Origin of the sequence: Sphingomonas sp. (assembly GCF_035555815.1) — a bacterium.
In the GTDB taxonomy this organism is placed as follows: Bacteria; Pseudomonadota; Alphaproteobacteria; order Sphingomonadales; family Sphingomonadaceae; genus Sphingomonas.
Window position 1 is genome coordinate 1 of sequence record NZ_DATMGG010000209.1, and the last position, 22440, is coordinate 22440.

The 22440-nt window shown below is 68.0% G+C and carries 29 protein-coding genes and 1 tRNA gene; 6 read left to right on the top strand and 24 right to left on the bottom strand.

The annotated features are described in order from the left end of the window. The 19 genes from VNR91_RS12250 to VNR91_RS12340 all read right to left on the bottom strand — a co-directional run. Window positions 1–356, bottom strand: a 356-nt coding sequence (locus tag VNR91_RS12250) for a 2Fe-2S iron-sulfur cluster-binding protein (RefSeq protein ID WP_325491057.1), incomplete at its 3' end; no start/stop codon positions are given. 1 nt (window position 357) lies between these two features. After that, entirely contained in the window at window positions 358–993 is a 636-nt protein-coding gene (locus VNR91_RS12255; protein ID WP_325491058.1) for a hypothetical protein, read from the bottom strand. Further along, the gene (locus tag VNR91_RS12260; protein WP_325491059.1) at window positions 993–1658 is read right to left on the bottom strand and encodes a hypothetical protein; all 666 of its coding nucleotides are present in this window, start codon (window positions 1656–1658) and stop codon (window positions 993–995) included. The genes VNR91_RS12255 and VNR91_RS12260 overlap by 1 nt, the downstream gene beginning before the upstream one ends. Before the next feature lie 8 nt (window positions 1659–1666). Continuing rightward, on the bottom strand, window positions 1667–2971 hold the full coding sequence (nuoF, locus tag VNR91_RS12265; protein ID WP_325491060.1) for an NADH-quinone oxidoreductase subunit NuoF: 1305 nt from the start codon (window positions 2969–2971) through the stop codon (window positions 1667–1669). 3 nt (window positions 2972–2974) lie between these two features. Beyond that, window positions 2975–3124 (bottom strand): hypothetical protein, encoded by a 150-nt coding sequence (locus VNR91_RS12270; protein ID WP_325491061.1) that lies wholly within the window; start codon window positions 3122–3124, stop codon window positions 2975–2977. Then, on the bottom strand, window positions 3124–3792 hold the full coding sequence (locus VNR91_RS12275) for an NAD(P)H-dependent oxidoreductase subunit E (protein ID WP_325491062.1): 669 nt from the start codon (window positions 3790–3792) through the stop codon (window positions 3124–3126). Before VNR91_RS12275 ends, VNR91_RS12270 begins: the two co-directional genes overlap by 1 nt. A gap of 24 nt (window positions 3793–3816) precedes the next feature. Then, on the bottom strand, window positions 3817–4242 hold the full coding sequence (locus tag VNR91_RS12280) for a hypothetical protein (RefSeq protein WP_325491063.1): 426 nt from the start codon (window positions 4240–4242) through the stop codon (window positions 3817–3819). Between the two features lie 5 nt (window positions 4243–4247). Then, window positions 4248–5483, bottom strand: a complete 1236-nt coding sequence (locus VNR91_RS12285; protein WP_325491064.1) for an NADH-quinone oxidoreductase subunit D — start codon at window positions 5481–5483, stop codon at window positions 4248–4250. Then, window positions 5480–6397 (bottom strand): NADH-quinone oxidoreductase subunit C, encoded by a 918-nt coding sequence (locus tag VNR91_RS12290; RefSeq protein ID WP_325491065.1) that lies wholly within the window; start codon window positions 6395–6397, stop codon window positions 5480–5482. Before VNR91_RS12290 ends, VNR91_RS12285 begins: the two co-directional genes overlap by 4 nt. Then, window positions 6394–6867, bottom strand: coding sequence for a NuoB/complex I 20 kDa subunit family protein (locus VNR91_RS12295; RefSeq protein ID WP_414712411.1), 474 nt, complete (start codon window positions 6865–6867; stop codon window positions 6394–6396). The genes VNR91_RS12290 and VNR91_RS12295 overlap by 4 nt, the downstream gene beginning before the upstream one ends. Window positions 6868–6935: 68 nt before the next feature. Beyond that, on the bottom strand, window positions 6936–7310 hold the full coding sequence (ndhC, locus tag VNR91_RS12300; RefSeq protein ID WP_325491067.1) for an NADH-quinone oxidoreductase subunit A: 375 nt from the start codon (window positions 7308–7310) through the stop codon (window positions 6936–6938). A gap of 139 nt (window positions 7311–7449) precedes the next feature. Further along, entirely contained in the window at window positions 7450–8265 is an 816-nt protein-coding gene (locus VNR91_RS12305) for an inositol monophosphatase family protein (RefSeq protein ID WP_325491068.1), read from the bottom strand. A gap of 98 nt (window positions 8266–8363) precedes the next feature. Next, on the bottom strand, window positions 8364–8927 hold the full coding sequence (gene efp / locus VNR91_RS12310; RefSeq protein WP_325491069.1) for an elongation factor P: 564 nt from the start codon (window positions 8925–8927) through the stop codon (window positions 8364–8366). Between the two features lie 50 nt (window positions 8928–8977). Beyond that, window positions 8978–9619: a M23 family metallopeptidase gene (locus VNR91_RS12315; RefSeq protein ID WP_325491070.1), complete on the bottom strand. Its 642-nt coding sequence runs from the start codon at window positions 9617–9619 to the stop codon at window positions 8978–8980. Further along, entirely contained in the window at window positions 9616–10596 is a 981-nt protein-coding gene (locus tag VNR91_RS12320; RefSeq protein ID WP_325491071.1) for a L,D-transpeptidase, read from the bottom strand. The genes VNR91_RS12315 and VNR91_RS12320 overlap by 4 nt, the downstream gene beginning before the upstream one ends. A gap of 94 nt (window positions 10597–10690) precedes the next feature. Continuing rightward, window positions 10691–11380: a thiamine phosphate synthase gene (gene thiE, locus VNR91_RS12325; protein ID WP_325491072.1), complete on the bottom strand. Its 690-nt coding sequence runs from the start codon at window positions 11378–11380 to the stop codon at window positions 10691–10693. Then, window positions 11373–12026: an O-methyltransferase gene (locus VNR91_RS12330; protein WP_325491073.1), complete on the bottom strand. Its 654-nt coding sequence runs from the start codon at window positions 12024–12026 to the stop codon at window positions 11373–11375. Before VNR91_RS12330 ends, thiE begins: the two co-directional genes overlap by 8 nt. Next, window positions 12019–12684: a hypothetical protein gene (locus VNR91_RS12335; protein WP_325491074.1), complete on the bottom strand. Its 666-nt coding sequence runs from the start codon at window positions 12682–12684 to the stop codon at window positions 12019–12021. Before VNR91_RS12335 ends, VNR91_RS12330 begins: the two co-directional genes overlap by 8 nt. A 3-nt stretch (window positions 12685–12687) precedes the next feature. Then, window positions 12688–13596 carry a class I fructose-bisphosphate aldolase gene (locus VNR91_RS12340; RefSeq protein WP_325491075.1) on the bottom strand — a complete coding sequence of 303 codons (909 nt, stop codon included), beginning with the start codon at window positions 13594–13596 and terminating at the stop codon, window positions 12688–12690. A 130-nt stretch (window positions 13597–13726) separates the two neighbouring features. On the opposite strand from VNR91_RS12340, the gene VNR91_RS12345 reads away from it, so the two are divergent. Then, window positions 13727–14254, top strand: a complete 528-nt coding sequence (locus VNR91_RS12345; protein ID WP_325491076.1) for a TlpA disulfide reductase family protein — start codon at window positions 13727–13729, stop codon at window positions 14252–14254. A gap of 221 nt (window positions 14255–14475) precedes the next feature. Here the strand turns inward: VNR91_RS12345 and VNR91_RS12350 are convergent, their stop codons facing one another. The 3 genes from VNR91_RS12350 to tkt all read right to left on the bottom strand — a co-directional run bounded on the left by VNR91_RS12350 (window position 14476) and on the right by tkt (window position 18867). After that, window positions 14476–15669: a phosphoglycerate kinase gene (locus VNR91_RS12350; RefSeq protein ID WP_325491077.1), complete on the bottom strand. Its 1194-nt coding sequence runs from the start codon at window positions 15667–15669 to the stop codon at window positions 14476–14478. Window positions 15670–15886: 217 nt separating this feature from the next. Further along, window positions 15887–16897, bottom strand: coding sequence for a type I glyceraldehyde-3-phosphate dehydrogenase (gene gap, locus VNR91_RS12355; RefSeq protein ID WP_325491078.1), 1011 nt, complete (start codon window positions 16895–16897; stop codon window positions 15887–15889). Further along, window positions 16894–18867: a transketolase gene (tkt, locus tag VNR91_RS12360; RefSeq protein ID WP_325491079.1), complete on the bottom strand. Its 1974-nt coding sequence runs from the start codon at window positions 18865–18867 to the stop codon at window positions 16894–16896. Before tkt ends, gap begins: the two co-directional genes overlap by 4 nt. A 196-nt stretch (window positions 18868–19063) precedes the next feature. Between tkt and VNR91_RS12365 the strand changes: the two genes are divergently transcribed. From VNR91_RS12365 to VNR91_RS12380, 4 genes are all read left to right on the top strand, one after another. Then, window positions 19064–19243: a hypothetical protein gene (locus tag VNR91_RS12365; protein ID WP_325491080.1), complete on the top strand. Its 180-nt coding sequence runs from the start codon at window positions 19064–19066 to the stop codon at window positions 19241–19243. After that, entirely contained in the window at window positions 19243–19554 is a 312-nt protein-coding gene (locus VNR91_RS12370) for a cell division protein ZapA (protein ID WP_325491081.1), read from the top strand. The genes VNR91_RS12365 and VNR91_RS12370 overlap by 1 nt, the downstream gene beginning before the upstream one ends. Before the next feature lie 188 nt (window positions 19555–19742). After that, entirely contained in the window at window positions 19743–20285 is a 543-nt protein-coding gene (locus VNR91_RS12375; protein ID WP_325491082.1) for a 5-formyltetrahydrofolate cyclo-ligase, read from the top strand. Then, on the top strand, window positions 20282–20491 hold the full coding sequence (locus VNR91_RS12380; protein ID WP_325491083.1) for a DUF2842 domain-containing protein: 210 nt from the start codon (window positions 20282–20284) through the stop codon (window positions 20489–20491). Before VNR91_RS12375 ends, VNR91_RS12380 begins: the two co-directional genes overlap by 4 nt. A 35-nt stretch (window positions 20492–20526) precedes the next feature. Here the strand turns inward: VNR91_RS12380 and VNR91_RS12385 are convergent. Together VNR91_RS12385 and VNR91_RS12390 are read right to left on the bottom strand one after the other, a co-directional pair. After that, window positions 20527–20603: transfer RNA gene (locus VNR91_RS12385), tRNA-Asp, on the bottom strand. A gap of 45 nt (window positions 20604–20648) precedes the next feature. Further along, entirely contained in the window at window positions 20649–21809 is a 1161-nt protein-coding gene (locus VNR91_RS12390; RefSeq protein ID WP_325491085.1) for an AI-2E family transporter, read from the bottom strand. 148 nt (window positions 21810–21957) lie between these two features. On the opposite strand from VNR91_RS12390, the gene VNR91_RS12395 reads away from it, so the two are divergent. After that, on the top strand, window positions 21958–22440 hold a 483-nt coding region (locus tag VNR91_RS12395; protein WP_325491084.1), incomplete at its 3' end, for an FGGY family carbohydrate kinase.

Here is a 22440-nt window from a genome sequence, read left to right on the forward strand (position 1 = left end):
CGGCCATAGGCGACCGACTGGTCCTGCAAGTCGCACTCGCCGCCCTGATCGCAAATCGGGCAGTCGAGCGGGTGGTTGATCAGCAGGAACTCCATCACCCCTTCGCGCGCGGCCTTGACCATCGCGGAGTTGGTGAACACCTCCTGATTGTCGCCCGCCGGCAGCGCGCAGCTCGCCTGCGGCTTGGGCGGTCCGGGCTTCACCTCGACCAGGCACATGCGACAGTTGCCGGCGATCGACAGCCGCTCGTGATAGCAGAAACGCGGGATTTCCTTGCCGGCCGCCTCGCACGCCTGGAGCACGGTGGCGCCGGCGGGGACTTCGACCTCGATCCCATCGACTTTGAGTTTGGGCATATCAGTTACCAGCAGCCGGCGCGGCGCCGGGATCGGTGAGCAGGCGATAGGCGCCGAGCGCATAGAGCGCCCGCACCATCGGACGGTTGAACCGCACCGTCATGCCGGTGCGGACGCATTTCGGCAGCGCGTCGCCGGTCTGCTGGAGCGCGTCGATCTCGGCACGGGTGCCGGGTTCGGTGGCCAGCACCTGCGCGACGGCGGCGGGCACGGCGCGGACCACGCACATGCCGATCGCCTCGCTCTCGTTGCGCGGCGGCAATTGCGCGGCGGCCGGGGCGGCGGCGATACGCGCCTCCAGCGACGCGCCGTGCAGCGCATCGGGCACCAGCGCCTCGGCCAGATCGCCGGCGAACAACGCCCCGCCGAACTTCAGCTTGGCCCCGCTCGCGCAATTGGCGTTGCCGCGCGCATAGCGGGTCAGCGCCTTGGCGTAATCCGGCGAATTGAAATCCATCGCCATCAGCGCCTGTGCCCCCGACGGCGACCGCTCCACCGCGCATTTCGCGAAGTTGCGCAGCGCCTGTTCGGCGAGCGCGTTGTCGCCGTCCTTCGCCATCGCGGCGTGCGGCACCAGCGCCAGCGCGGCGGCGGCGAGGCTCGACAGGGCTACCCGGTGCGCGGAAAAACTGGACATCAACGGACCCCCATCGATTTGGCGGCGATCGATTCACGGTAATAGGCCTCGGCCACAAAACCGATCAAAGTGCCCTTGCGCATCGACAGCCGATTCTGCGCCGCGCACTCGCTCAGATCGGGCGTGAGCGCGCCGAGCGCCGCTTGTTCGGCCGCCGCGCCGGCGGTGGTCTTGATCAGGGTCAGGCTGGCGGCAGGGTTTCGACGCACCACACAGTCCGCAAAGGTGAGCATGTCGCTGTTGTCGCCGATCATTTCGACCGGCGTGGCGCCAAACGCGACCGGCTTCCGCGCGAAATCCTTGACCACCAGCGCCTTGAACAGCCCGCCGCGAAAGGCGATTGGATTCGTCGTCACCTCGACGCTCTCGAGACCGCCCACCTTCCCGACCGAACTGCTGCCGAAGAAACACGCCTTGTCCATCAGCTTGGGCAGCGTGGTGTGGTCCTTCGCCAGATCGGTCGGGCCGGCGAGCGTCTTCGTCACCTGGATATAGTGGCGCTTGACGATGCACTGCGCGAAGTCGTCATGAACTGCGCGCGCGGCATCGCCGGTCGAACGCCCCTCGGGCACGCCGACGGGAGAAGTGTCCGGCCGCATACTGCCGGTCTCCTGCGCGTGCGCCGCGCCGGCCGTCATCGCCGCGATCAGTGCAAGGGGGGCCAACCCAAACCTCACTCCGCCGCCTCCTGCATCGGGGCGTCGCCCGCGCCCTGCCGCTCGATGATGCGGCGCTCGATCTCGGGGCGGAAATGGCGGATCAGGCCCTGGATCGGCCACGCCGCCGCGTCGCCCAGCGCGCAGATGGTGTGGCCCTCGACCTGCTTGGTCACCTGTTGCAGCGTGTCGATCTCGGAAATGTCGGCGTCGCCGGTGCGCAGCCGTTCCATCACCCGCCACATCCAGCCGGTGCCCTCACGGCACGGGGTGCACTGGCCGCAGCTCTCATGCTTGTAGAAATAGGACAGCCGGCTGATCGCGCGGACGATGTCGGTCGACTTGTCCATGACGATGACGGCGGCGGTGCCAAGGCCCGATCCGACCGCCTTCAGCCCGTCGAAATCCATCGGCGCGTCCATGATCTGCGCCGCCGGGACCAGCGGCACCGACGATCCGCCGGGGATCACCGCCAGCAGATTGTCCCAGCCGCCGCGAATGCCGCCACAATGCTTTTCGATCAGCTCGCGGAACGGGATGCTCATCGCTTCCTCGACCACGCACGGCGTGTTCACATGGCCGCTGATCTGGAACAGCTTGGTGCCCTTGTTGTTCTCCGCGCCAAAGCTGGCGAACCATTCGGGGCTGCGCCGCAGGATCGTCGGCGCCACCGCGATCGATTCGACGTTGTTGACCGTGGTCGGACAGCCATAGAGGCCAGCGCCGGCCGGGAACGGCGGCTTCAGGCGCGGCTGGCCCTTCTTGCCCTCCAGGCTCTCCAGCATCGCGGTTTCCTCGCCGCAGATGTAGGCGCCGGCGCCGCGGTGGCAGAACACGTCGAAATCATAGCCCGAGCCACAGGCGTTCTTGCCGATGAAGCCGCGGTCATACGCTTCCGCAATGGCGGCGAACAGCGTCTCCGCCTCGCGGATATACTCGCCGCGAATGTAGATGTACGCGGCACGCGCGCGCATCGCGAAGCCGGCGACCAGCGCGCCCTCGATCAGCTTGTGCGGATCGTGGCGGATGATCTCGCGGTCCTTGCACGAACCCGGCTCGGATTCGTCGGCGTTGATCACCAGGAAATTCGGCCGGTCCGGGCGCGGTTCCTTGGGCATGAACGACCATTTGGTGCCGGTCGGGAACCCCGCCCCGCCGCGACCGCGCAGGCCCGATGCCTTGATCCGGTCGATGATCGTGTCCTGCCCCAGTGCGAGCAGCGCCTTGGTATTGTCCCAGTCGCCGCGCTGGATGGCGGCGTCGATCGTCCACGGCTGATAGCCGTAGAGATTGGTGAAGATGCGATCCTTGTCTGCCAGCATGACCTAACGCCCCTGCCCGAGCAGCTTTTCCGCCGCGAAATAGGCGACGACCGCCACGGCCAACCCGATCGCGAAGCCCAGCACCGCGCCGATGACCTTGATCGCCACCACGATGGCGATGATGCCGATAACGATGGCGATGATCGTGCCCATCACCATTCCCCCCGGTAATCGTGGTTGGCGTCGACCATCGCCTTCAGCGTGGTCGGCCCGCCGACCGGCTCGACCGTGTGACGGCCGGGTTCCTGCGTGCCGGGCTTCGGCGTCCCGCCGTTGGCCAGCGTCTCCAGGATCGCGCTCATCCGGTCGTAGTCCAGGTCCTCGTAGTTATCGTCGTTGATCTGCACCATCGGCGCGGACGAGCAATTGCCCATGCACTCCACCTCGGTCAGCGTGAACAGCCCGTCGGGCGTGGTCTTGCCCTTGGCCAGCCCGCGATTGCGGCACGCCGCCAGCACATCGTCCGATCCGCGCAACATGCACGGCGTCGTGCCGCACACCTGCACATGATAGCGGCCGACCGGGGCGAGGTTGAACATGGTGTAGAAGGTCGCGACCTCGAACACGCGCATGTACGGCACGCCGATCTGGCGCGCTACGAACTCGATCACCGGCACCGGCAACCAGCCCTGCGTCTGCGTCTCCGCGCCGACCTGGCGCTGCGCCAGGTCGAGCAGCGGGATCGACGCCGACTGCTGGCGACCGGGCGGATAGCGTCCGATGACCTCGTTCGCCTTGCGCTGGTTGTCCTCGGTCCACGCGAACGCGCCCCAGCGCTCGCGGGTTTCGGCCTCGTCGGGGATATGGGCGGCGTCAGCCATCGTTCGAAATCTTCCCTGCGCGCATCAGCGCGACTCCGCCGGCGCGGGCGGCACGTAAACCGACTGGTTGGCGCCGACCTTTTCGATCTGGCCGTCGGCGGAAAAAGTGACCACGGCGGTGGTGTCCGTCGGCAACCCGCCGGTGCATTTCAGCGTCAGCACCACGTCGGTCTCATTGACCTCATACGGCTTGACCCGCGTACAGCCCTTCAGCCCGGTGATGGTCGCGGTGCTCAGCAGGCCCATCGCGCCGTTGATGTCGGTGGTCGCCCCGGCGGCGGCGATCTTCGCCAGCGCGGCGGCATCGCCGCTGGCGGCCACCGCGAACAGCGTCTTGACCTTTTCCACCCGCGCGCGGGCGACGTCCATCGACACCGACGGCGGCGGCGGCGCGGGCGGCGTCGCGGCCGGAGCGGCCTGCGCGGCGGCGGCGAAAGCGAGAGAAAGCAACAGACTCATCGGTCACACTCCCCGAACACGATGTCCATGGCGCCCAGGATCGCGGTGACGTCGGCCAGCATGTGGCCCTTCGCCATGAAATCCATCGCCTGCAGATGGCTGAACGCGGTCGGCCGGATCTTGCAGCGGTACGGCTTGTTGCTGCCGTCGCTCACCAGATAGACGCCGAATTCGCCCTTGGGGCTTTCGGTCGCGACATACACTTCGCCGGCGTGCACGTGATAGCCCTCCGAATAGAGCTTGAAGTGATGGATCAGCGCCTCCATCGACCGCTTCATGTCCGCGCGCGGCGGCGGGCCGACCTTGCGGTCCAGCGTCATCACCGGCCCTTCGGGCATGTCGCGCAGGCACTGCTTCATGATCCGCGCCGACTGGCGGACCTCTTCGACCCGCACCATGAACCGGTCATAGCAGTCGCCGCGCGTGCCGACCGGCACCTCGAAGTCCATGCGATCATAGACGTCGTAGGGCTGGCTTTTGCGGATATCCCACGGGATGCCCGATCCGCGGATCATCGGGCCGGAAAAGCCCCAGCGCACCGCGTCGTCGCGGCTGACCACGGCGATGTCGACGTTGCGCTGCTTGAAGATGCGGTTCTCCGCGACCAGGCTGATCGCGTCCTCGAACAGGCGCGGCAGGCGCGTGTCGAGCCAGTCGCCGATATCGGTCAGCAGCTTGAGCGGCGCATCCTGGTGCACGCCGCCGACGCGGTAATAGTTGGAGTGCATCCGCGCGCCGGACACGCGCTCGAAAAAGTTGAGGCAATCCTCGCGGATCTCGAACAGCCACAGGTTCGGCGTCATCGCGCCGACGTCCATCACGTGCGAACCCAGGTTCAGCATGTGATTGCAGATGCGGGTCAGCTCGGCGAAGAACACGCGCAGATATTGCGCGCGGATCGGCACCTCCAGGTCGAGCAGCTTCTCCACCGCCAGGACGTAGCTGTGCTCCATCCCCAGCGGCGAGCAATAGTCGAGCCGGTCGAAATACGGCAGCGCCTGCTGGTAGGTCTTGTACTCGATCAGCTTTTCCGTGCCGCGATGGAGCAGGCCGACGTGCGGATCGACCCGCTCGACGATCTCGCCGTCCAACTCCAGCACCAGCCGCAGCACGCCGTGCGCCGCCGGGTGCTGCGGACCGAAATTGATCGTGTAGTTCTGGATCGCGACGTCACCCACCTCGGGGCTTTCGGCGTCGGTCAGACCTGCGAGTTTCTCGAGCTGGTCGCTCATGACTCATCACTCTTGGGCTTGGCGCTGCGGCGCGGCTTCTTGACCACGTCGGGGTCGGCGGGCTTGGCGCCGGCATCGGGCGTCGGCTTGCCGGCACCGCTGTCGGCGGTGCCATCGGTCGTCTTGGGCTTGCGGACGCGCGGGGTCTTCGCCTCGGCGGCTGGCGCGTCGGCCTTGTGCAGGTCGTCGGCGGTCACCGGCGACGGCGCGCCCTTGGCCTCGGGCACCGGCGGTGGCGCGGGCGGCGGCGGAGCGACAGCAGCCGCCGGCGCGGCGGGGGCCGGGGGCGCTGGCGGCGCGGCCGCCTTCTCGTCACCGGGCAGCACATAGGCCGCCCCTTCCCACGGGCTCATGAAGTCGAAGTTGCGGAAATCCTGCGCCAGGCTGACCGGCTGATAGACGACGCGCTTCGCCTCTTCCGAATAGCGCAGCTCGACATAGCCCGACAGCGGGAAATCCTTGCGCTGCGGATGGCCGCGAAAGCCGTAATCGGTCAGGATGCGGCGCAGGTCCGGGTTGGCGGAGAACAACACGCCGTACATGTCGTACACCTCGCGCTCCAGCCAGCCGGCGTTGGGCCACAGCGACGTCACCGATGGCACCGGCTTCACCTCATCGGTGATCACGCGCACGCGGATGCGGTGGTTGCGGGTCAGGCTGAGCAGGCAATAGACCACGTCGAACCGGTCGGGCCGCGACGGATAGTCGACCCCGGCGATCTCCATGCACTGCTGGAATTCCAGTCCCGGCGTGTCGCGCAGCGCGACCATCGCCTCGACCAGCCGTTCGCGATCGACGGTCAGCGAAATCTCGCCGACCAGGTCGGTCGCTTCCAGCAGCATCGCGCCCAGCGCGGCGGTGGCCGTATCGATCACCCCGTCGTTGGCCAGATAGCGTGGCGCGGGCGCCCTCACCGTTCCAGGCTCCCGACGCGGCGGATCTTCCGCTGGAGCTGCATCACGCCATAGAGCAGCGCCTCGGCGGTCGGCGGGCATCCGGGGACGTAGATGTCGACCGGCACGATCCGGTCGCAACCGCGCACGACGCTGTAGCTATAGTGGTAATAGCCGCCGCCGTTCGCGCACGATCCCATCGAGATGACGTATTTCGGCTCCGACATCTGGTCATAGACCTTGCGCAGCGCCGGGGCCATCTTGTTGCACAGCGTGCCCGCGACGATCATCACGTCGGACTGGCGCGGGCTGGCGCGCGGCGCGGCGCCGAACCGTTCCATGTCATAGCGCGGCATGTTGACGTGGATCATCTCGACCGCGCAGCACGCCAGGCCGAATGTCATCCACCACAGGCTGCCGGTACGCGCCCACTGGAACAGCTCCTCGGTCGAGGTGACGAGGAAGCCCTTGTCGCCCAGCTCGGCGTTCATGTCGTCGAAGAACGCCTGGTCGGGCGCGCGATTTTCGGTCGGAAAGGCATTTTCCGACGGTGACAGGATCACTCCCATTCGAGCGCCCCCTTCTTCCAGGCATAGGCGAGTCCAAGCGCCAGTTCGGCGATGAACACCATCATCGATCCCCAGGCGACCCATCCCAGATCGAACACCGTCACCGCCCACGGATAGAGGAACGCCGCCTCCAGATCGAAGATGATGAACAGGATCGCCACCAGATAGAAGCGCACGTCGAACTGGCTGCGCGAATCCTCGAACGCGGGGAAACCGCATTCATATTCGCTGAGCTTTTCCGCCGTCGGCTGGTGCGTGCCGGTCAGGCGCGCGACCAGCATCGGCAGCACCACGAAGGCGCCCGACAACAGGATCGCCACGCCGAGGAACAGCAGGATCGGGAGATATTGCGAAAGGTCGACCAAGTTTGTGCTCGCAGGTGCGAAAAATACTGCGGCGGCTTTAGGCCGGGACCCCTAGCCGGGCAAGGGTCAGACCCTATGAGAATGACTCGCAACTAAGCTTTCGTATACGCATCGACGCGCCGCCGTCGGAACCGGCGCGTCAGCGCAGCGCGTTGGCGAGCAGCTTGTGCAGCCGCGATTGCAGCGCGTCGTTGGCGGCCAGCACCTCGCGCCGCTCGATCATCCGGTCCTGCCCGCGGAAATCGGTGACGAAGCCGCCCGCTTCCTTGACCAGGATCAGGCCCGCCGCGACGTCCCACGGCTGGAGCCCGCTTTCCCAGAACCCGTCGTACCGCCCCGCCGCGACCCAGGCGAGATCGAGCGCCGCCGATCCGAACCGGCGGATGCCCGCCACCTCTGGCGCGACCGCGCCGAAGATCCGGCTCCACTCGGCAAAATTGCCATGGCCCAGAAACGGAATGCCCGTCGCGATCAGCGAATCCGCCAGCTCGCGCCGCGCCGAAACGCGCAGCCGCTGCCCCTGCAACCAGGCGCCGCGCCCCTTTTCGGCCCAGAATCCCTCGTCGGTCAGCGGCTGATAGACCATGCCATGGGTGATCTCGGGCTTGCCGCCCGCGCCCATCGGGTCCTCGACCGCGATCGAGATCGCGAAATGCGGGATGCCGTGCAGGAAGTTGCTGGTGCCGTCGAGCGGGTCGACGATCCAGCGCGGCTTGGTCGGATCGCCCTCGATCGTGCCGCCTTCCTCCAGCAGCAGACCCCAGTCGGGGCGTGCCTTGCGCAGTTCCTCGACGATCGTCTCTTCGGCCTGCTTGTCGGCGACAGAGACGAAATCGGCGGGGCCCTTGCGGCTCACCTGGAGGTGCTGAACCTCGTTGAAGTCACGCCGCAGCCGCGGCGCCGCCTTGCGGACGGCGCGCTCCATGATCGTGATGAGGCCGGAATGACTGACCAAGTTGATGCTCCAAATCCCCGCGCCGGAATGGGCGCGGGCCGATTAGTCCGCGCGGCGGACGTCGCTCTGTTCAGTCCGCGCGGCGGACGGCGCTCTGTTCAGTCCGCGCGGCGGACGTAGGTCTGTTCGTAGACGTCGACGACGATCCGCGTGCCGGCGCCGATGTGCGGCGGCACCATCACGCGCACGCCATTGTCGAGGATCGCGGGCTTGTAGCTCGATGACGCGGTCTGGCCCTTCACCACCGCGTCGGCCTCGACGATCATCGCCTCGATCGTATCGGGCAGCTGCACGCTGATCGGGTCCTCGTCGTACAGCTCCATCACCACGTCCATCCCGTCCTGGAGGAAGGCGGCGGCGTCGCCGAGCAGGTCGCGCGGCAGGCTGGTCTGCTCATAGCTTTCCTTGTCCATGAACACCAGCATGTCGCCCTCTGGATAGAGGAACTGGAAATCCTTGGTGTCCAGCCGCACGCGCTCGACCGTCTCGGCCGAACGGAACCGGACGTTGTTCTTGCGGCCGTCGCGCAGGTTCTTCAGTTCGACCTGCATATAGGCGCCGCCCTTGCCGGGCTGGGTGTGCTGGATCTTGACGGCTTTCCAGATGCCGCCTTCATATTCGATGATGTTGCCGGGACGGATGTCCACGCCGCTGATCTTCATGTGTGTACCTGCTGGAAAGAGCCGGCGTCGGAGCGCCTGTGCAGGCGCCCTTAGCGCCCCGCCGCTTTTCCGACAAGCATAGGATAGGGATTGACCGGCTCGCCCTGCCACCATCCATCGCCGGGGGTCATCCGCGACAGGCCGAAATGCAGGTGATAGTTGCCCGCGCCGGCATTCCCCGTGTCGCCGACAAAGGCGATCTCGTCCCCGGCGCGCACCGGCTTCCCCGCGACGATGCCGGGCGCATAGCCCGACAGGTGCGCGTAGTAATAGCTCCAGCGCCGATCGGGGGATCGGATATAGAGCGTGTGCCCGCCGGCCTGGCTGTCGAACAGCTTCTCGACGGTGCCGGCGGCGGCGGCGCGCACCGGCGCGCCGGCCGGCGCCATGATGTCGGTGCCCTGATGCGGCCGCGCGCCGCTGTCGCGCGACTGGCCCCAGCTATCGACGATCGCCGCGCCCTCCACCGGGGCGATCAGTACGGGCAGGCCGTCCCCCCGCCCTTCCGCCACCGCCGGCGCCGGCGCCGGCGCCGCCTGGGTCGCGGCAAGCGGCGCGATCGCCTGCTCGGTGAAGCGGATCATCGTCAGCAGGGCCAGGCCGAACATCAGCACGAACGCCAGGATGAGCCGGAACACCGTCTTGCGTCGAGTCCACAACGTGCGCTGTTCGGTCGGCTGGGCAAGGCTCACGGGCGGAATTCCGCGGGCGTCCCCGGTTTGACCATCAGCGCCAGCCGCGCCGCGTCCCAATTGGTCAGCCGGATGCAGCCGTGGCTTTCGGTGCGGCCGATCGTCTGCGGCTCGGGCGTGCCGTGGATGCCATAGTGCGGCTTCGACAGGTCGATCCACACCACCCCGACCGGGCCGTTCGGTCCCGGCGGCAGCATCTCGGGGCTGTCGCCGGTCTTCGCGTCCCAGAACAGCTTGGGGTTATAGTGGAAGCGCGGGTTGGTATCGACGCCGTTGATCTTCCATTTGCCGATCGGCAGCGGATCGTGCCCCGATCCCAGCGTCGCGCTGAACTGCGCGACCAGCTTTTCGTCGGCGTCGAACACCTTGAGCACACCTTCGGACTTGTCGACGACGATCTTTGCCGCCTGCGGCTGGCGCGCGTCGACGTTCAGGTCCTGGAGCGTGCGGCGCCATTCGGGCTTGGCATCGGCTGGGTAGTCGCGCGACGCCGGCACGACATTGGGCACCACCAGCGTCGCCCCGGCGCGCACCGGCGCATCCGCGCCGTTCAGTTCCAGCAGCATCTTGGGCGAGGTGTGGAACATCTCCGCCAGTTTCTCGGCCGGCGATCGGTAGGCGAGCGACGGCATCTTCGCCTGCTCCCCATAATCCTTGGGCGTGGGATTGATGAACGGGCCGGCCAGCATCTCCGCGGTCAGCGTCACGCGCGCTTCCGGTCGGATCGCGCGATGCGCGCGCAGCGCGGCCAGCGTCGCGGTGTCGATCTTCCCCGTCACCGCCAGCCCGCGCGCCTGCTGATACCCGCGCAGCGCCGCCCTGAGCGATTGACCCTCGCGCCCGTCGATGATGCCGGGCGAAAAACCGAGATGGTCGAGGATCACCTGAACGTGGAGGATCGAGCGATCGAGCGCGGGCGCCGGCGCGGCGACGGCCTGTGCGGAAACGGCCTGCGCGGCAACGGGAAGCGGCGTCATGGCCAGGCTCAAGATCGCGACAAGTCTCCGCATTCATTCGACTCCCTTTTGAAAGCAGGAGATCGTTGAACGTCAGAAACCAGTTTGCGTTGCCTCAGGTCGAACCAAGCACCTCGGCAAACGCCCGCACCGCCGCAACCTCGTCCCCGCCCCACACCGCGTGCGATACCGCGAGGAAATCGGCGCCGGCGGCGATCAGCGGCGGCGCGTTCGCAGGCGTGATCCCGCCGATCGCGACCGACGGAATCTCGAACAACGCACCCCACCATGACAGGATCGACGGATCCGGCCGATGCTGCGTCTGCTTGGTCGCGGTCGGGTAAAAGGCGCCGAACGCGACATAGTCCGCGCCGGCCTCCCCCGCCTCCATCGCCAGGTGGCGGCTGTCATGGCAGGTCACGCCGATCTGGGTGTCCGGCCCCAGCACCTGCCGCGCCTCGCGCGCGTCGCCGTCGCCCTGCCCCAGATGCACGCCGTCCGCGCCCAGCCGCTTGGCCAGGCTGACGCTGTCGTTGACGATGAACGCGACCTCATGATCGTGACAGATGCGCTGGAGCGGCTCGGCCAGCCGCGCCGCCTCATGCTGGTCGACGTCCTTGACGCGGAACTGGAACGCGGCGACCGGCGCCGCGTCCAGCGCGCGCGCCAGCCGATCGGCGAACCCGCCGCCGACGTCGAGCGGGGAGATCAGATAGAGCTGGCACGCCGGACGCTTGTCGTCGCGCTCGAACCGCGCGGCGAAATCGGGATCGAGCGGCCCGAGCACATCGTCGTCGTCAACCATCGACCACCGCCATCAGAAATCCGTCCCATCCCTTGGCGCCGACGGTCTGCACCGCCGTCGCCGACAACCGCGGCTCGGCGGCGATCGCGTCGTACAACCGCCGTGTTCCGACAACGCTTTCGTCGTCGCTGTCGGCCTCCATCACCGCGCCGGCGCGCACGACATTGTCGAAGATGATCGTCGTCCCCGCCCGGGACATGGCCAGCGCCGCGCGAAGATAGGCGACATTGTTGACCTTGTCCGCGTCGACGAAGATCAGGTCGAACGGCCCCTGCAACTCGTCGAGCGCCTCTGACGCCTGGCCGACGTAAATCTCGACCTTGTCGCCCACCCCCGACCGGTTGAGGTTGTCGCGCGCGACGGCGGCATGGTGCGGGTCGGCCTCGATCGTGATCAGCCGCCCGCCGGCGGGCAGCGCGCGCGCCAGCCAGATCGTCGAATAGCCGCCCAGCGTGCCGATCTCCAATATCCGGCTGGGCCGGGCGATCCGCGCGATCAGGTGGAGCAGCTTGCCCTGCACGGGCGCGACGTCGATCGCCGGCAACCCCGCCGCCCGGTTCGCCGCCAGCACCGCGTCGAGCACCGGATCGGCGGGCAGCAGCCGGTCGGCGATATAGGCGTCCACCGCGCGCCACTGGTCAGTCATAAGGCGGCCTGCGCTTTCCCGAGAGTTCGATGTTCATATCGCTCGCGATCGCGATCGCGTCGATATCCCCGGTTCGAACACGCAGTTCTTCGATCCTTTGTCGAAGCCGCCTCTTGCGATCCTCTTTCGGCACGACACTGATCGCCGCATACTCGCGGACTGCTTTGACCCACAGCGCGTCGTCGCTTGAAACGTCCTCGGCATCGCGGGAAAACGCGCTGCGATAGGGCTCCAGCGCCCCGGTTGGATCGCGCTTGAGGAACAGCACCAACTTCATCCCGCGGGTGAAGAAATATCGGACGCATCCCCCCATCATCGCATCAGGATTTGGCGCGCGCAGCTCGCGCGGGGCACTCACCGTTGCCTTGCGTCGCATCGCATCATCCAGCCCGGCCCGCCGGATCTCCACCGAATCCGGCAACGCCGGCCCCTTGATCAACAGGGTCGGGCGCGCGATCACCGAGCCCGACCAATCGCTGTCGCCCGGCCGGGAATCCTCGACCGTGGCGACGACGATGGTATCCGCGGCGACAGCGAGTTCCAGATTGGTCGGGACTTTGTAGCCCGGCATCATCGAGCACGCCACCGCACTGGTCCCGGTCAGCGTCGCGGCGATGGCCAGCGAGACCGGCAGAACAGTGCGGAGCGTCAGCCGCACAGCCTATTCCTCGCCCTTGTAGATCCGCACCAGCTTGTCGAGCATCGCCAGCGCGTCCTCGCGCTTGCGCTGGAAGGTGTTGCGGCCGATGATCGAACCGTTGCCGCCGCCGTCGCGAATGTCGCGCGCGTCCTGATAGACCGCGTCCTCGCCCTTGGCCGCGCCGCCCGAGAACACGACGATGCGGCGCCCGTTGAAGCTCGACTTCACGACATGCTTCACCCGGTCCGCCTGGCTCGACCAGTCGGTGCCCTCATACGCCTTCTGCGCGTCCTTCTGCTCGATATGGTTGCTCGGCAGCTTGACCTTGATGATGTGCGCGCCCAGCAGCGCCGCCATGTGCGCGGCATAGGCGCCGACGTCGAGCGCCAGTTCGCCTTCCTTCGACAGGTTGCCGCCGCGCGGATACGACCAGATCACCGTGGCGATGCCGACCGATGCCGCCTCGGCGCGCATCTCCTTGATCTCCTCGATCATGTCGAACACCTCGTCGGCGCCGGGATAGATGGTGAAGCCGATCGCCGAGCAGCCCAGCCGCAGCGCGTCGTCGACGCCGCCGGTCACCGCCTGGTTGATGCTGGTCGCCCAGCTGTTCGACGAATTGACCTTCAGGATGGTCGGGATCTGCCCGGCGAAGCTGTCGGCCCCGGCCTCGATCATCCCCAGCGGCGCGGCATAGGCGGACAGGCCGGCGTCGACCGCGATCTGATAGTGGTAATGCGGGTCATAGGCCGGCTCGTTGACCGCGAAGCTGCGCGCCGGGCCGTGCTCGAAGCCCTGGTCGACCGGCAGGATCACCAGCTTGCCGGTGCCGCCCAGCCGGCCGTGCATCAGGATCCGGGCCAGATTGGCCTTCACGCCGGGATTGTCGGACTCATAATTGGCGAGAATGGCCTTCACGGTCGGCGTCATTGCGATCTCCCTGCGTCGTCGGTCGTGTTGCGGTATCGCTGCGGCTGATAGTCAGCCCGCCCGCGCTCCGCAATGTCCGCGACGGCGCCATGGTTGACGCGGTCCCGACACGCGCCCAGTCTGCCGGCCCATGAACGCCAACTCGCTCGTTCGGGCGCTGCTGCTGCCCCTCATTCTGCTCACAACCTCGGCGGCACCGGCCGGCCCGCCCCCGCCCCCGCCGGGCAAGATCAAGGTCGGCGCGGTCGCGCCCGATTTCGAGGTCAGGCTGGTCGACGGGACGAAGGTCACGCTCGCCGATCTGCGCGGGACGGTGGTGGTGCTCAATTTCTGGGCGACGTGGTGCGTGCCGTGCCGCACAGAACTGCCGCTGCTCGATCGCTATTACCAGGTCCAGCAACCGCACGGCCTGCGCGTCTTCGCGGTCACGACCGAGGATTCGCTGCCGCTCAACAAGCTCAAGCCGTTGTTCGCGGCGATGGCGATTCCGGCGGCGCGCGGGATCAAGGGGCCCTATGCGTCGATGGGCGGCGTGCCGACCAACATCGTGATCGGCCGCGACGGCCGCATCCGCTATGCGAAGGCCGGCGCCTTCACCCTCGATCAGCTCAACGAACTGCTGGTGCCGCTGCTGAAGGAGCCGGGACCGGCCAGCTGACGCGTAACCATCGTCATTGCGAGCCCGGCGCAGCCGGGGGAAGCAATCCAGCGCAACGTGCGCCGTCCTGGGTTGCCGCGGGGGCTTCGCCCCTCGCAATGACGATCAAGGCAAGAGCATCGTGCTCCGGGCACTGTCCCGCCCGCATCCTACCATCGTCATTCCCGCGCAGGCGGGAATCGGTTCGCGCAGGCCGATGTGGGCCCCACGCACCGACGGCATCACCCCGCCAGCGCCGCCACCCCCGGCAGTTCGCGCCCTTCCATCCACTCCAGGAACGCGCCCCCCGCCGTCGAGACAAAGGTGAACCGATCGGCCACCCCCGCCTGGTTGAGCGCGGCGACGGTGTCCCCGCCCCCGGCGACCGACACCAGCGATCCCTCGCGGGTCAGCGCGGCGGCGGTGCGCGCCAGCGTGACGGTGGCGGTGTCGAACGGCGGGGTCTCGAACGCGCCCAGCGGGCCGTTCCACACCAGCGTGCGGCAGGTCTTGAGCACGTCGGCCAGCGCCTCGGTCGCCGCCGGGCCGATGTCGAGGATCATCTCGTCCGCCGCCACCTCGTGGACGTTGCAGGTGCGCAGCGACGACGGGTTCGCGGCAAATTCCTTCGCCACCACCACGTCATAGGGCAGGTGGACGGTACAGCCGGCGCGGTCGGCGGCGTCCATGATCGCGTCGGCGGTGGCGGTCAGGTCGTGCTCGCACAGCGACTTTCCGACATCGACCCCGCGCGCGGCGAGAAAGGTGTTCGCCATACCGCCGCCGATGATCAGGTGATCGACCTTCGCCACCAGATGCTTGAGCACGTCGAGCTTGGTCGACACCTTGGCCCCGCCGACCACAGCAGCCACCGGATGCTCGGGGTTGCCCAGCGCCTTGTCGAGCGCGTCGAGTTCGGCCTCCATCGCCCGCCCGGCATAGGCCGGCAGCCGGTGCGCCAGCCCCTCGGTCGAGGCATGGGCGCGGTGCGCGGCGGAAAAGGCGTCGTTGACGTAGATGTCGCCCAGCGCGGCGAGCCGGTCGATCGTCGCGGGCGCGTTCGCCTCCTCGCCCGGATCGAAGCGGGTGTTCTCGATCACGCCGATATCGCCGGGCCGCATCGTCGCGATCGCGTCGGCCGCGCCCTGATCGTCGATGAAGCGCACCGGCCGGCCCAGCACCTGCTCATAGGGTTTGACGACCAGCGCCAGCGACATCTCCGGGTTGCGCTGCCCCTTGGGCCGGCCGAAATGGGCGAGCACCAGCACGATCGCGCCCTTGTCGGCCAGTTCGGTGACGGTCGGCAGCGTGGCGCGCAGCCGGGTGTCGTCGGTCACCCGGCCGTCATCCATCGGCACGTTCAGATCCTCGCGCACCAGCACGCGCTGGCCGGTCACGTCTCCCAGATCGTCGAGGGTCTTGAAAGCTCTGGTCATCTCACACTCCAGCTACGGCGGGTCGGCATTTGGCGACGGAGCGATGGCGCGGCGCTTGTCCCTGAGCAACATCGTCACCCCGGACTTGTTCCGGGGTCCACCCAGGTTGACGCCTCCAGCCAGAGTCGCTGGCCCCGCCACGCCTCCCGGTGGACCCCGGAACAAGTCCGGGGTGACGAAGAAAGCGCCGCCGCCCACCGGGTAGATACCCCCGCGATTACATCAGCTTCGCCATCGCCCCGGCGGTGTCGACCATCCGGTTGGAGAAGCCCCATTCATTGTCGTACCAGCTGACCACGCGCACCAGCGTACCGTCGATCACCGCCGTCTCCAGGCTGTCGACGGTCGACGATGCCGGGGTGTGGACGATGTCGATCGAAACCAGCGGCTCGTTGGAATAGGCGAGCACGCCCTTCAGCGGCCCGCTTTCCGATGCCGCCTTCAGGATCGCGTTGATCTCGTCGACGGTGGTCGCGCGCTTGGGCGTGAAGGCCAGGTCGATCAGGCTGCCGTCCGGCACCGGCACGCGCACCGACGATCCGTCGAGCTTGCCCTTCAGTTCGGGCAGCACCTCGCCCACCGCGCGCGCGGCGCCGGTGGTGGTCGGGATCATCGACATCGCGGCGGCGCGGGCGCGGCGCAGGTCGGGGTGGATCTGGTCGAGGATCTTCTGGTCGTTGGTATAGGCGTGGACCGTGGTCATGAATCCGCGTTCGATGCCGACGGTGTCGTTCAGCACCTTGGCCACCGGCGCCAGGCAGTTGGTGGTGCACGACGCGTTGGACACGATCGTGTGCCCCGCCTCCAGCTTGTCGTGGTTGACGCCATAGACGACGGTCAGGTCGACGTTCTTGCCGGGGGCGGAGATCAGGACCTTTTTCGCGCCGGCATCGATATGCTTTTGGCAGCTGTCGCGATCGGCGAAGAAGCCGGTGCATTCCAGCACCAGGTCGATGCCGTTGGCGGCGTGCGGCAGCTTGGCCGGATCGCGCTCGGCGGTGACGTGGATGCGCTTGCCGTCGACGATCAGGTCATTGCCGTCGGCGGCCACCTCGCCCGGATATTTGCCATGGACCGAATCGCGGCTGAACAGCCAGGCGTTCGACTTGGCGTCGGCCAGGTCGTTGATCGACACCAGTTCCAGCCCGCTGTCGGCGCGCTCGAGAATCGCGCGCGCCACCAGGCGGCCGATGCGCCCGAACCCGTTGATCGCAACCTTCACCGTCATGCCTGCAACTCCTTCAGCTTGGCGAGAACCTTGGGCGTGATCTTCTCCGCCGTCAGTCCGAAATAGTCATAGAGCGCCTCGGCGGGGGCCGACGCGCCAAAGCGGTCGATACCGAACCGCAGCCCGTCCAGCCCGGTGTAGCGCTCCCAACCGATCGTCGTGCCGGCCTCGATCGACACGCGTAGCACGCCCTGCGGCAGCACATCGGCGCGATAGGCCGCGTCCTGCGCGTCGAACCGCGACCAGCACGGCATCGACACGACGTCCGCTCCGATCCCCTCGGCTTCGAGCCGTTCGGCGACGCCGACCGCGATCTCGACTTCGGATCCGGTGGCGATCAGCACAACGCGTCGCGCCGCGCCCGCCGCCTTCAGCCGGTACGCGCCCTTCGCCGACAGCATCCCGCCCTCGGTACGAAGCTGCGGCAGGTTCTGCCGGGTCAGCGCGAACAGCGACGGGCCGTCGGTGCGCGCCAGGCCCAGCGCCCACGCCTCGGCGGTCTCGACCGCGTCGCACGGGCGCCAGACCTCCAGGTTGGGGATGACGCGCAGCGCCATCAAATGCTCGATCGGCTGATGGGTCGGGCCATCCTCGCCCAGCCCGATCGAATCGTGCGTCATCACGTACAGCACGCGCGCCTGCTGGATCGCCGACAGGCGGATCGCCGGGCGGGCATAGTCGGAAAACACCAGGAAGGTGCCGCCATAGGGGATCACCCCGCCGTGCAGCGCCATGCCGTTCATCGCCGCGCCCATCCCGAATTCGCGGATGCCGTAGTTGACGTAGCGCCCGGCATAATGATCGCGGTCGAGCGGGCCGGTCACGGCGGTCTTGGTATTGTTCGATCCGGTCAGGTCGGCCGATCCGCCGATCATCTCCGGCACCGCGGCGGTCAGCGGCTCGAGCGCCAGCTCCGAAGCCTTGCGCGTCGCGACCTTCTGCGGGTTGGCGAGCAGCGCGCCGATGTGGTCCGCGGCATCGGCGCCAGCCGGCAGCACGCCGTCGATCCGACGCTGGAATTCCGCGCGATCGGAAGATGCTGCGAGGCGATCCTTCCACGCCGCATGAGGCTCGGCGCCGCGCCGCCCGGCGGCCAGCCATGCCGCGCTGACGTCGGCGGGCACCTCGAACGGCGCCGCGCTCCAGCCGAGTTCGGCGCGCGCGGCGGCGACCTCGTCCTTGCCCAGCGGCGAGCCGTGGGTCTTCGACGTGCCCTGCTTGTTCGGCGCGCCCTTGCCGATCACCGTGCGGCAGCGGACCAACGACGGGCGCGGATCGGCGATCGCGGCGTCGAACGCGGCGGCGATGCTGACCGGGTCATGCCCGTCGCACTCGACGACATGCCATCCGGTCGCGGCATAGCGCGCCGGCACGTCCTCGTTCGACGACAGCGACACCGCGCCGTCGATGGTGATGCGGTTGTCGTCCCACAGCACGATCAGCCGGCCAAGGTTCAGGTGGCCGGCCAGCCCGATCGCCTCATGGTTGATGCCCTCCATCAGGCACCCGTCGCCGGCGATCACCCAGGTGCGGTGATCGACCAGATCGTCGCCGAACACGGCGTTCAGGTGGCGCTCGGCGATCGCCATGCCCACCGCCATCGCCAGCCCCTGCCCCAGCGGGCCGGTGGTGCATTCGACGCCGGGCAGCTCGAAATTCTCCGGGTGGCCGGCGCACGGGCTGCCGAGCTGGCGGAAATTGCGGATGTCGTCGATCGTCGGGCGGGCATAGCCGGTCAGGTGCAGCAGCGCATAGATCAGCATCGATCCGTGGCCGGCGGACAGCACGAACCGGTCGCGGTCGGGCCATTTGGGATCGGCGGGATCGAACTTCAGGTAATCGTTGAACAGCACCGTCGCGACGTCGGCCATGCCCATCGGCATTCCGGGGTGGCCGGAATTGGCGGCCTCGACCGCATCCATCGAAAGGGCGCGGATGGCATTGGCCTGGGCGGCGAAGATCGGGTTCATGCGTGGTCCTGGCTGCGGAAGTGGCCGGTGAATCACCGTTGGGGTGCCTTTGCGGGGCGGATACAGCGCCGTCAACCGCACGGCGCCTGCTTGCCGCGCCCGCAACATGTGCTACATCGGGCGAATGGCGGAACAAGCGCCTGAAAACGCACTGGCCCGGATCGAGAGCGCACTCGCGCGTATCGAGCGCGCGGCGATGGAGCGCACGGCCGGGGATCCCGAACTTGAACGCCGCCACGCGCGCCTGCGCGCGAAGGTCGCGGGCGCGATCGCGGCGATCGACCATCTGATCGACCGCCCCTCACCCGATTCCCCGGCTCCCGATTTCCCAGCTCCCGATTCCCCGGCGACGAATGCCGGCGAGGATACCGACTGATGGCACAGGTCGAACTGATCATCGGCGGCCGCAGCCACAGCGTCGCCTGCCGCGATGGCGAAGAGGCGCATCTCGCCGCGCTCGGCCGGCGCCTCGATCGCCACGCCGCCACCGCCGCCCGCGCCTCGGGCGCGCCGGGGGGTGAGCGGACGATGCTGTTCGTCGCGCTGATGCTCGCCGATGAGATCGTCGAGTTGGAGAACGCCCGGCCGGCGCCCGGCCAGGACGGCGGCGGCGCCCTGCTCGACCGCATCGCCGACCGGCTCGAATCGGTCGCGGCGGGCCTTGAGAAGCCCGGCGCGGACGCCTAGATACACAGGTGGCGGGCACTGCCCGGTACGAGCCTTTATTATCCCTGAGGCTATTCATCATCCATGGGGGCTGTCCCTGCTAGGATCCTGGTCCAAAGCACATGGTCCCCACCTGACGTACCGTGCGTCAGAGGATAACCCGGCACACGGCCACGGCGGTCCCGCCACCCCGCATCGAGCCCCCGCCCATGTCTGATGAGAAACGCGCCCTGCGCGCCCGGATGCGCGCCGAGCGCGATGCCTTCGCGATGGCGAGCGATGCGGTGATCGCGCCGCCCGACGCCTTTCTCGCGCGGCTCGCGCCCGGCATCGTCGTCGCCTCCTACGTCGCGATCGGCAGCGAGGCGGATCCCAGCCCGCTGGCCGCCGCCGCCCGCGCCGCCGGCGCCCGGCTGGCGCTGCCCCATGTCGAGAATCGCGCGGGGGACATCCGCTTCCTGTCGTGGTGCGAGAGCGACCCGCTGGTCCCCGGCCCCTTCGGCCTGCGCCAGCCCGAATCGGGCGCGGCGGAGCTGGCGCCCGACATCATCCTCGCCCCGCTGGTCGCGTTCGACGATTCGCTCAATCGGCTGGGCCAGGGCGCCGGCCATTATGACCGCGCCTTCGCCCGCTTGCCCGCCGCTTGGCGGCTGGGGATCGCCTGGTCGATGCAGAGACTGCTGGCGATCGCGGTCGATCCGTGGGACGTGCCGCTCCACGCCGTCGTTACCGAAAAGGAAATACTGCCATGACGCCGAGTTGGCGCAAGCCCGTCGGAATGCTGGGCCTGCTGGTCTATATCGCGGCGTGGGTGGTGCTGGTCACCAGCTTCTCGGGCCCGATCGGCCGCCTGCCGTGGCCGGTGCAGACCGTCATCTACGTCGTTGCCGGGCTGGTGTGGATCGCGCCGCTGAAGCCGCTGCTCCAGTGGATGGAGACCGGACGGTGGCGTCCCTGATCGGCTGATCCTGCAAGCGCCGATCCTGTGAAGGATGGCGCGAGTGACGGGGCTCGAACCCGCGACCTCCGGCGTGACAGGCCGGCGCTCTAACCAACTGAGCTACACCCGCAGTTCCTTGCGAGAGGGCGCCAACTAGAGGTGGCCCCAACCCCTGTCAACCGGAGTTTCGCCCCTTTTTCGCGCGCATTCGCGTGCCGTCGGCCTCGCCGTGCACCAAGGTGCCGTGTTCGAACAGAAATCCGGCGATGTCGGGCTTGCCCGCCGCGTTGACGATCGTCTGGATGATGATCAGCAACGGCACCGCCAGCAGCGCCCCCGGCGTGCCCCACACCCATCCCCAGAAACTGAGCGAGACCAGGATCAGGATCGGGCTGATCGTCAGCCGGTGGCCGACGACCAGCGGGGTGATCGCATTGGCCTCGATCAGGTGGCACGCGATCATCAGCGCGGCGGGCAGCAGCGCCCACCACAGATCGTTGAACGTCATCAGCCCGCCCAGCGCCAGCAGCGCCGCCGCCAGGATCGGCCCCAGATAGGGGATGTAGTTGAGCAGCGCGACCAGCCCGCCCCACATCAGCGGCGTCGGCATCCCGATCAGATAGAGCACCGCGGCGACGATCAGCCCCAGCGACAGGTTGATGACGGTGATCGTGCCGATATAGGCCGACGTGTCGTCGACCACGTCCTGGATCACCCGCGCGGTGGCCAGCGCCCCGCCAAAGCTGGTCCGGCTGGTGATCCAGCTGCGCCGGGTGCGAGTCCACCCCGCCAGAAAGAAATAGATCACCAGCACCGCGTAGAACATCTCGATGAACGCCGACGGTGCGGAGGTGGCGAACAGTTCGACGATCGAGCGCGGCGGCGCGGTGGGCGATGCGATTTGCTGGCCCGACGGCGCCTGCGCCATCTGGTGCAGCGTCTTGGCGACGAACTTTTCCAGGTTCGAATAGAAATCGATCAGCGGCGCGATGTTGCTCTGGATCTGGCCGATTCGATCGGGCAGCACCCGCACCCATTGCCACGCCGGCACCACGATCGACGCCAGCGCGATATTGGCCGCCAGCAGGAACAGCAGCACGCACACCAGCGCCGCCAGCCCCGACGGAACGCGCTTGTCCTCCAGCCATTCGAGCAGCGGCACCAGCGCGATCGCGATGACGATCGCCGCGGTGGTCGGCAGGAAGAACGTCGACCCGAGCTGCAACGCAAACGGCAGCGCGATCACCAGCCCGACTCCGGCGATCAGCGTCAGCCCGGCGAGAAGGCGGTCGCGGCGGAGCACTTCGACCGCGCCGTCATCGCTCGGCGACGGCAGCGCGTCCGAATCGCCCGCGACCGCAGCGACGATCGCGTCGGCGTCGGCGTCGCTGATATCCTTTGGCTTCTCGTCCACGGGTTGTTCTCCTTGGCGAGTACGTTAGCGGAGTTTCCTATTGCGAGGGAAGCGGGCTAGCCTCGATCGGATGACCGACCATCTGCTCGTGATCGATGAGGGAACCACCTCCACCCGCGCCATGCTGTTCACCGCCGACGGGCGCCACGTCGCCACCGCGCAGAAGGAGCTGGGCCAGCATTACCCCCGGCCCGGCTGGGTCGAGCACGACGCCGCGGAGATCTGGGACAAGAGCGCCCGCTGCGCCGCCGCGATGGTCGAGCGCGCCGGCGGTCCCGGCCGGATCGCCGCGATCGGCATCACCAACCAGCGTGAGACGGTGGTGTTCTGGGACAAGACGACCGGCGAACCGCTCGCCCCCGCGATCGTGTGGCAAGACCGCCGCACCGCCGACCTGTGCCGCCGGCTGAGGGACGCTGGCGAGGAACCGGCGGTGCAGGCGCGGACCGGGCTGCTGCTCGATCCCTATTTTTCGGGCACCAAGATCGCGTGGGCGCTCGAACAATGGCCGGCGCTGCGGGCGGCGGGCGATCGGCTGGCGGTCGGCACGATC

What these genes read in the sequence shown, in the direction of transcription:
- VNR91_RS12275 (WP_325491062.1), bottom strand. Translation starts at nt 3,792, where the DNA reads ATGGCTGACGCCGCCCATATCCCCGACGAGGCCGAAACCCGCGAGCGC.
- VNR91_RS12365 (WP_325491080.1), top strand. Translation starts at nt 19,064, where the DNA reads ATGGAGCGCACGGCCGGGGATCCCGAACTTGAACGCCGCCACGCGCGC.
- VNR91_RS12285 (WP_325491064.1), bottom strand. Translation starts at nt 5,483, where the DNA reads ATGAGCGACCAGCTCGAGAAACTCGCAGGTCTGACCGACGCCGAAAGC.
- VNR91_RS12320 (WP_325491071.1), bottom strand. Translation starts at nt 10,596, where the DNA reads ATGACGCCGCTTCCCGTTGCCGCGCAGGCCGTTTCCGCACAGGCCGTC.
- thiE (WP_325491072.1), bottom strand. Translation starts at nt 11,380, where the DNA reads ATGGTTGACGACGACGATGTGCTCGGGCCGCTCGATCCCGATTTCGCC.
- VNR91_RS12380 (WP_325491083.1), top strand. Translation starts at nt 20,282, where the DNA reads ATGACGCCGAGTTGGCGCAAGCCCGTCGGAATGCTGGGCCTGCTGGTC.
- efp (WP_325491069.1), bottom strand. Translation starts at nt 8,927, where the DNA reads ATGAAGATCAGCGGCGTGGACATCCGTCCCGGCAACATCATCGAATAT.
- VNR91_RS12370 (WP_325491081.1), top strand. Translation starts at nt 19,243, where the DNA reads ATGGCACAGGTCGAACTGATCATCGGCGGCCGCAGCCACAGCGTCGCC.
- VNR91_RS12270 (WP_325491061.1), bottom strand. Translation starts at nt 3,124, where the DNA reads ATGGGCACGATCATCGCCATCGTTATCGGCATCATCGCCATCGTGGTG.
- VNR91_RS12375 (WP_325491082.1), top strand. Translation starts at nt 19,743, where the DNA reads ATGTCTGATGAGAAACGCGCCCTGCGCGCCCGGATGCGCGCCGAGCGC.
- VNR91_RS12350 (WP_325491077.1), bottom strand. Translation starts at nt 15,669, where the DNA reads ATGACCAGAGCTTTCAAGACCCTCGACGATCTGGGAGACGTGACCGGC.
- gap (WP_325491078.1), bottom strand. Translation starts at nt 16,897, where the DNA reads ATGACGGTGAAGGTTGCGATCAACGGGTTCGGGCGCATCGGCCGCCTG.
- tkt (WP_325491079.1), bottom strand. Translation starts at nt 18,867, where the DNA reads ATGAACCCGATCTTCGCCGCCCAGGCCAATGCCATCCGCGCCCTTTCG.
- nuoF (WP_325491060.1), bottom strand. Translation starts at nt 2,971, where the DNA reads ATGCTGGCAGACAAGGATCGCATCTTCACCAATCTCTACGGCTATCAG.
- VNR91_RS12255 (WP_325491058.1), bottom strand. Translation starts at nt 993, where the DNA reads ATGTCCAGTTTTTCCGCGCACCGGGTAGCCCTGTCGAGCCTCGCCGCC.
- VNR91_RS12330 (WP_325491073.1), bottom strand. Translation starts at nt 12,026, where the DNA reads ATGACTGACCAGTGGCGCGCGGTGGACGCCTATATCGCCGACCGGCTG.
- VNR91_RS12340 (WP_325491075.1), bottom strand. Translation starts at nt 13,596, where the DNA reads ATGACGCCGACCGTGAAGGCCATTCTCGCCAATTATGAGTCCGACAAT.
- VNR91_RS12345 (WP_325491076.1), top strand. Translation starts at nt 13,727, where the DNA reads ATGAACGCCAACTCGCTCGTTCGGGCGCTGCTGCTGCCCCTCATTCTG.
- VNR91_RS12295 (WP_414712411.1), bottom strand. Translation starts at nt 6,867, where the DNA reads ATGAACGCCGAGCTGGGCGACAAGGGCTTCCTCGTCACCTCGACCGAG.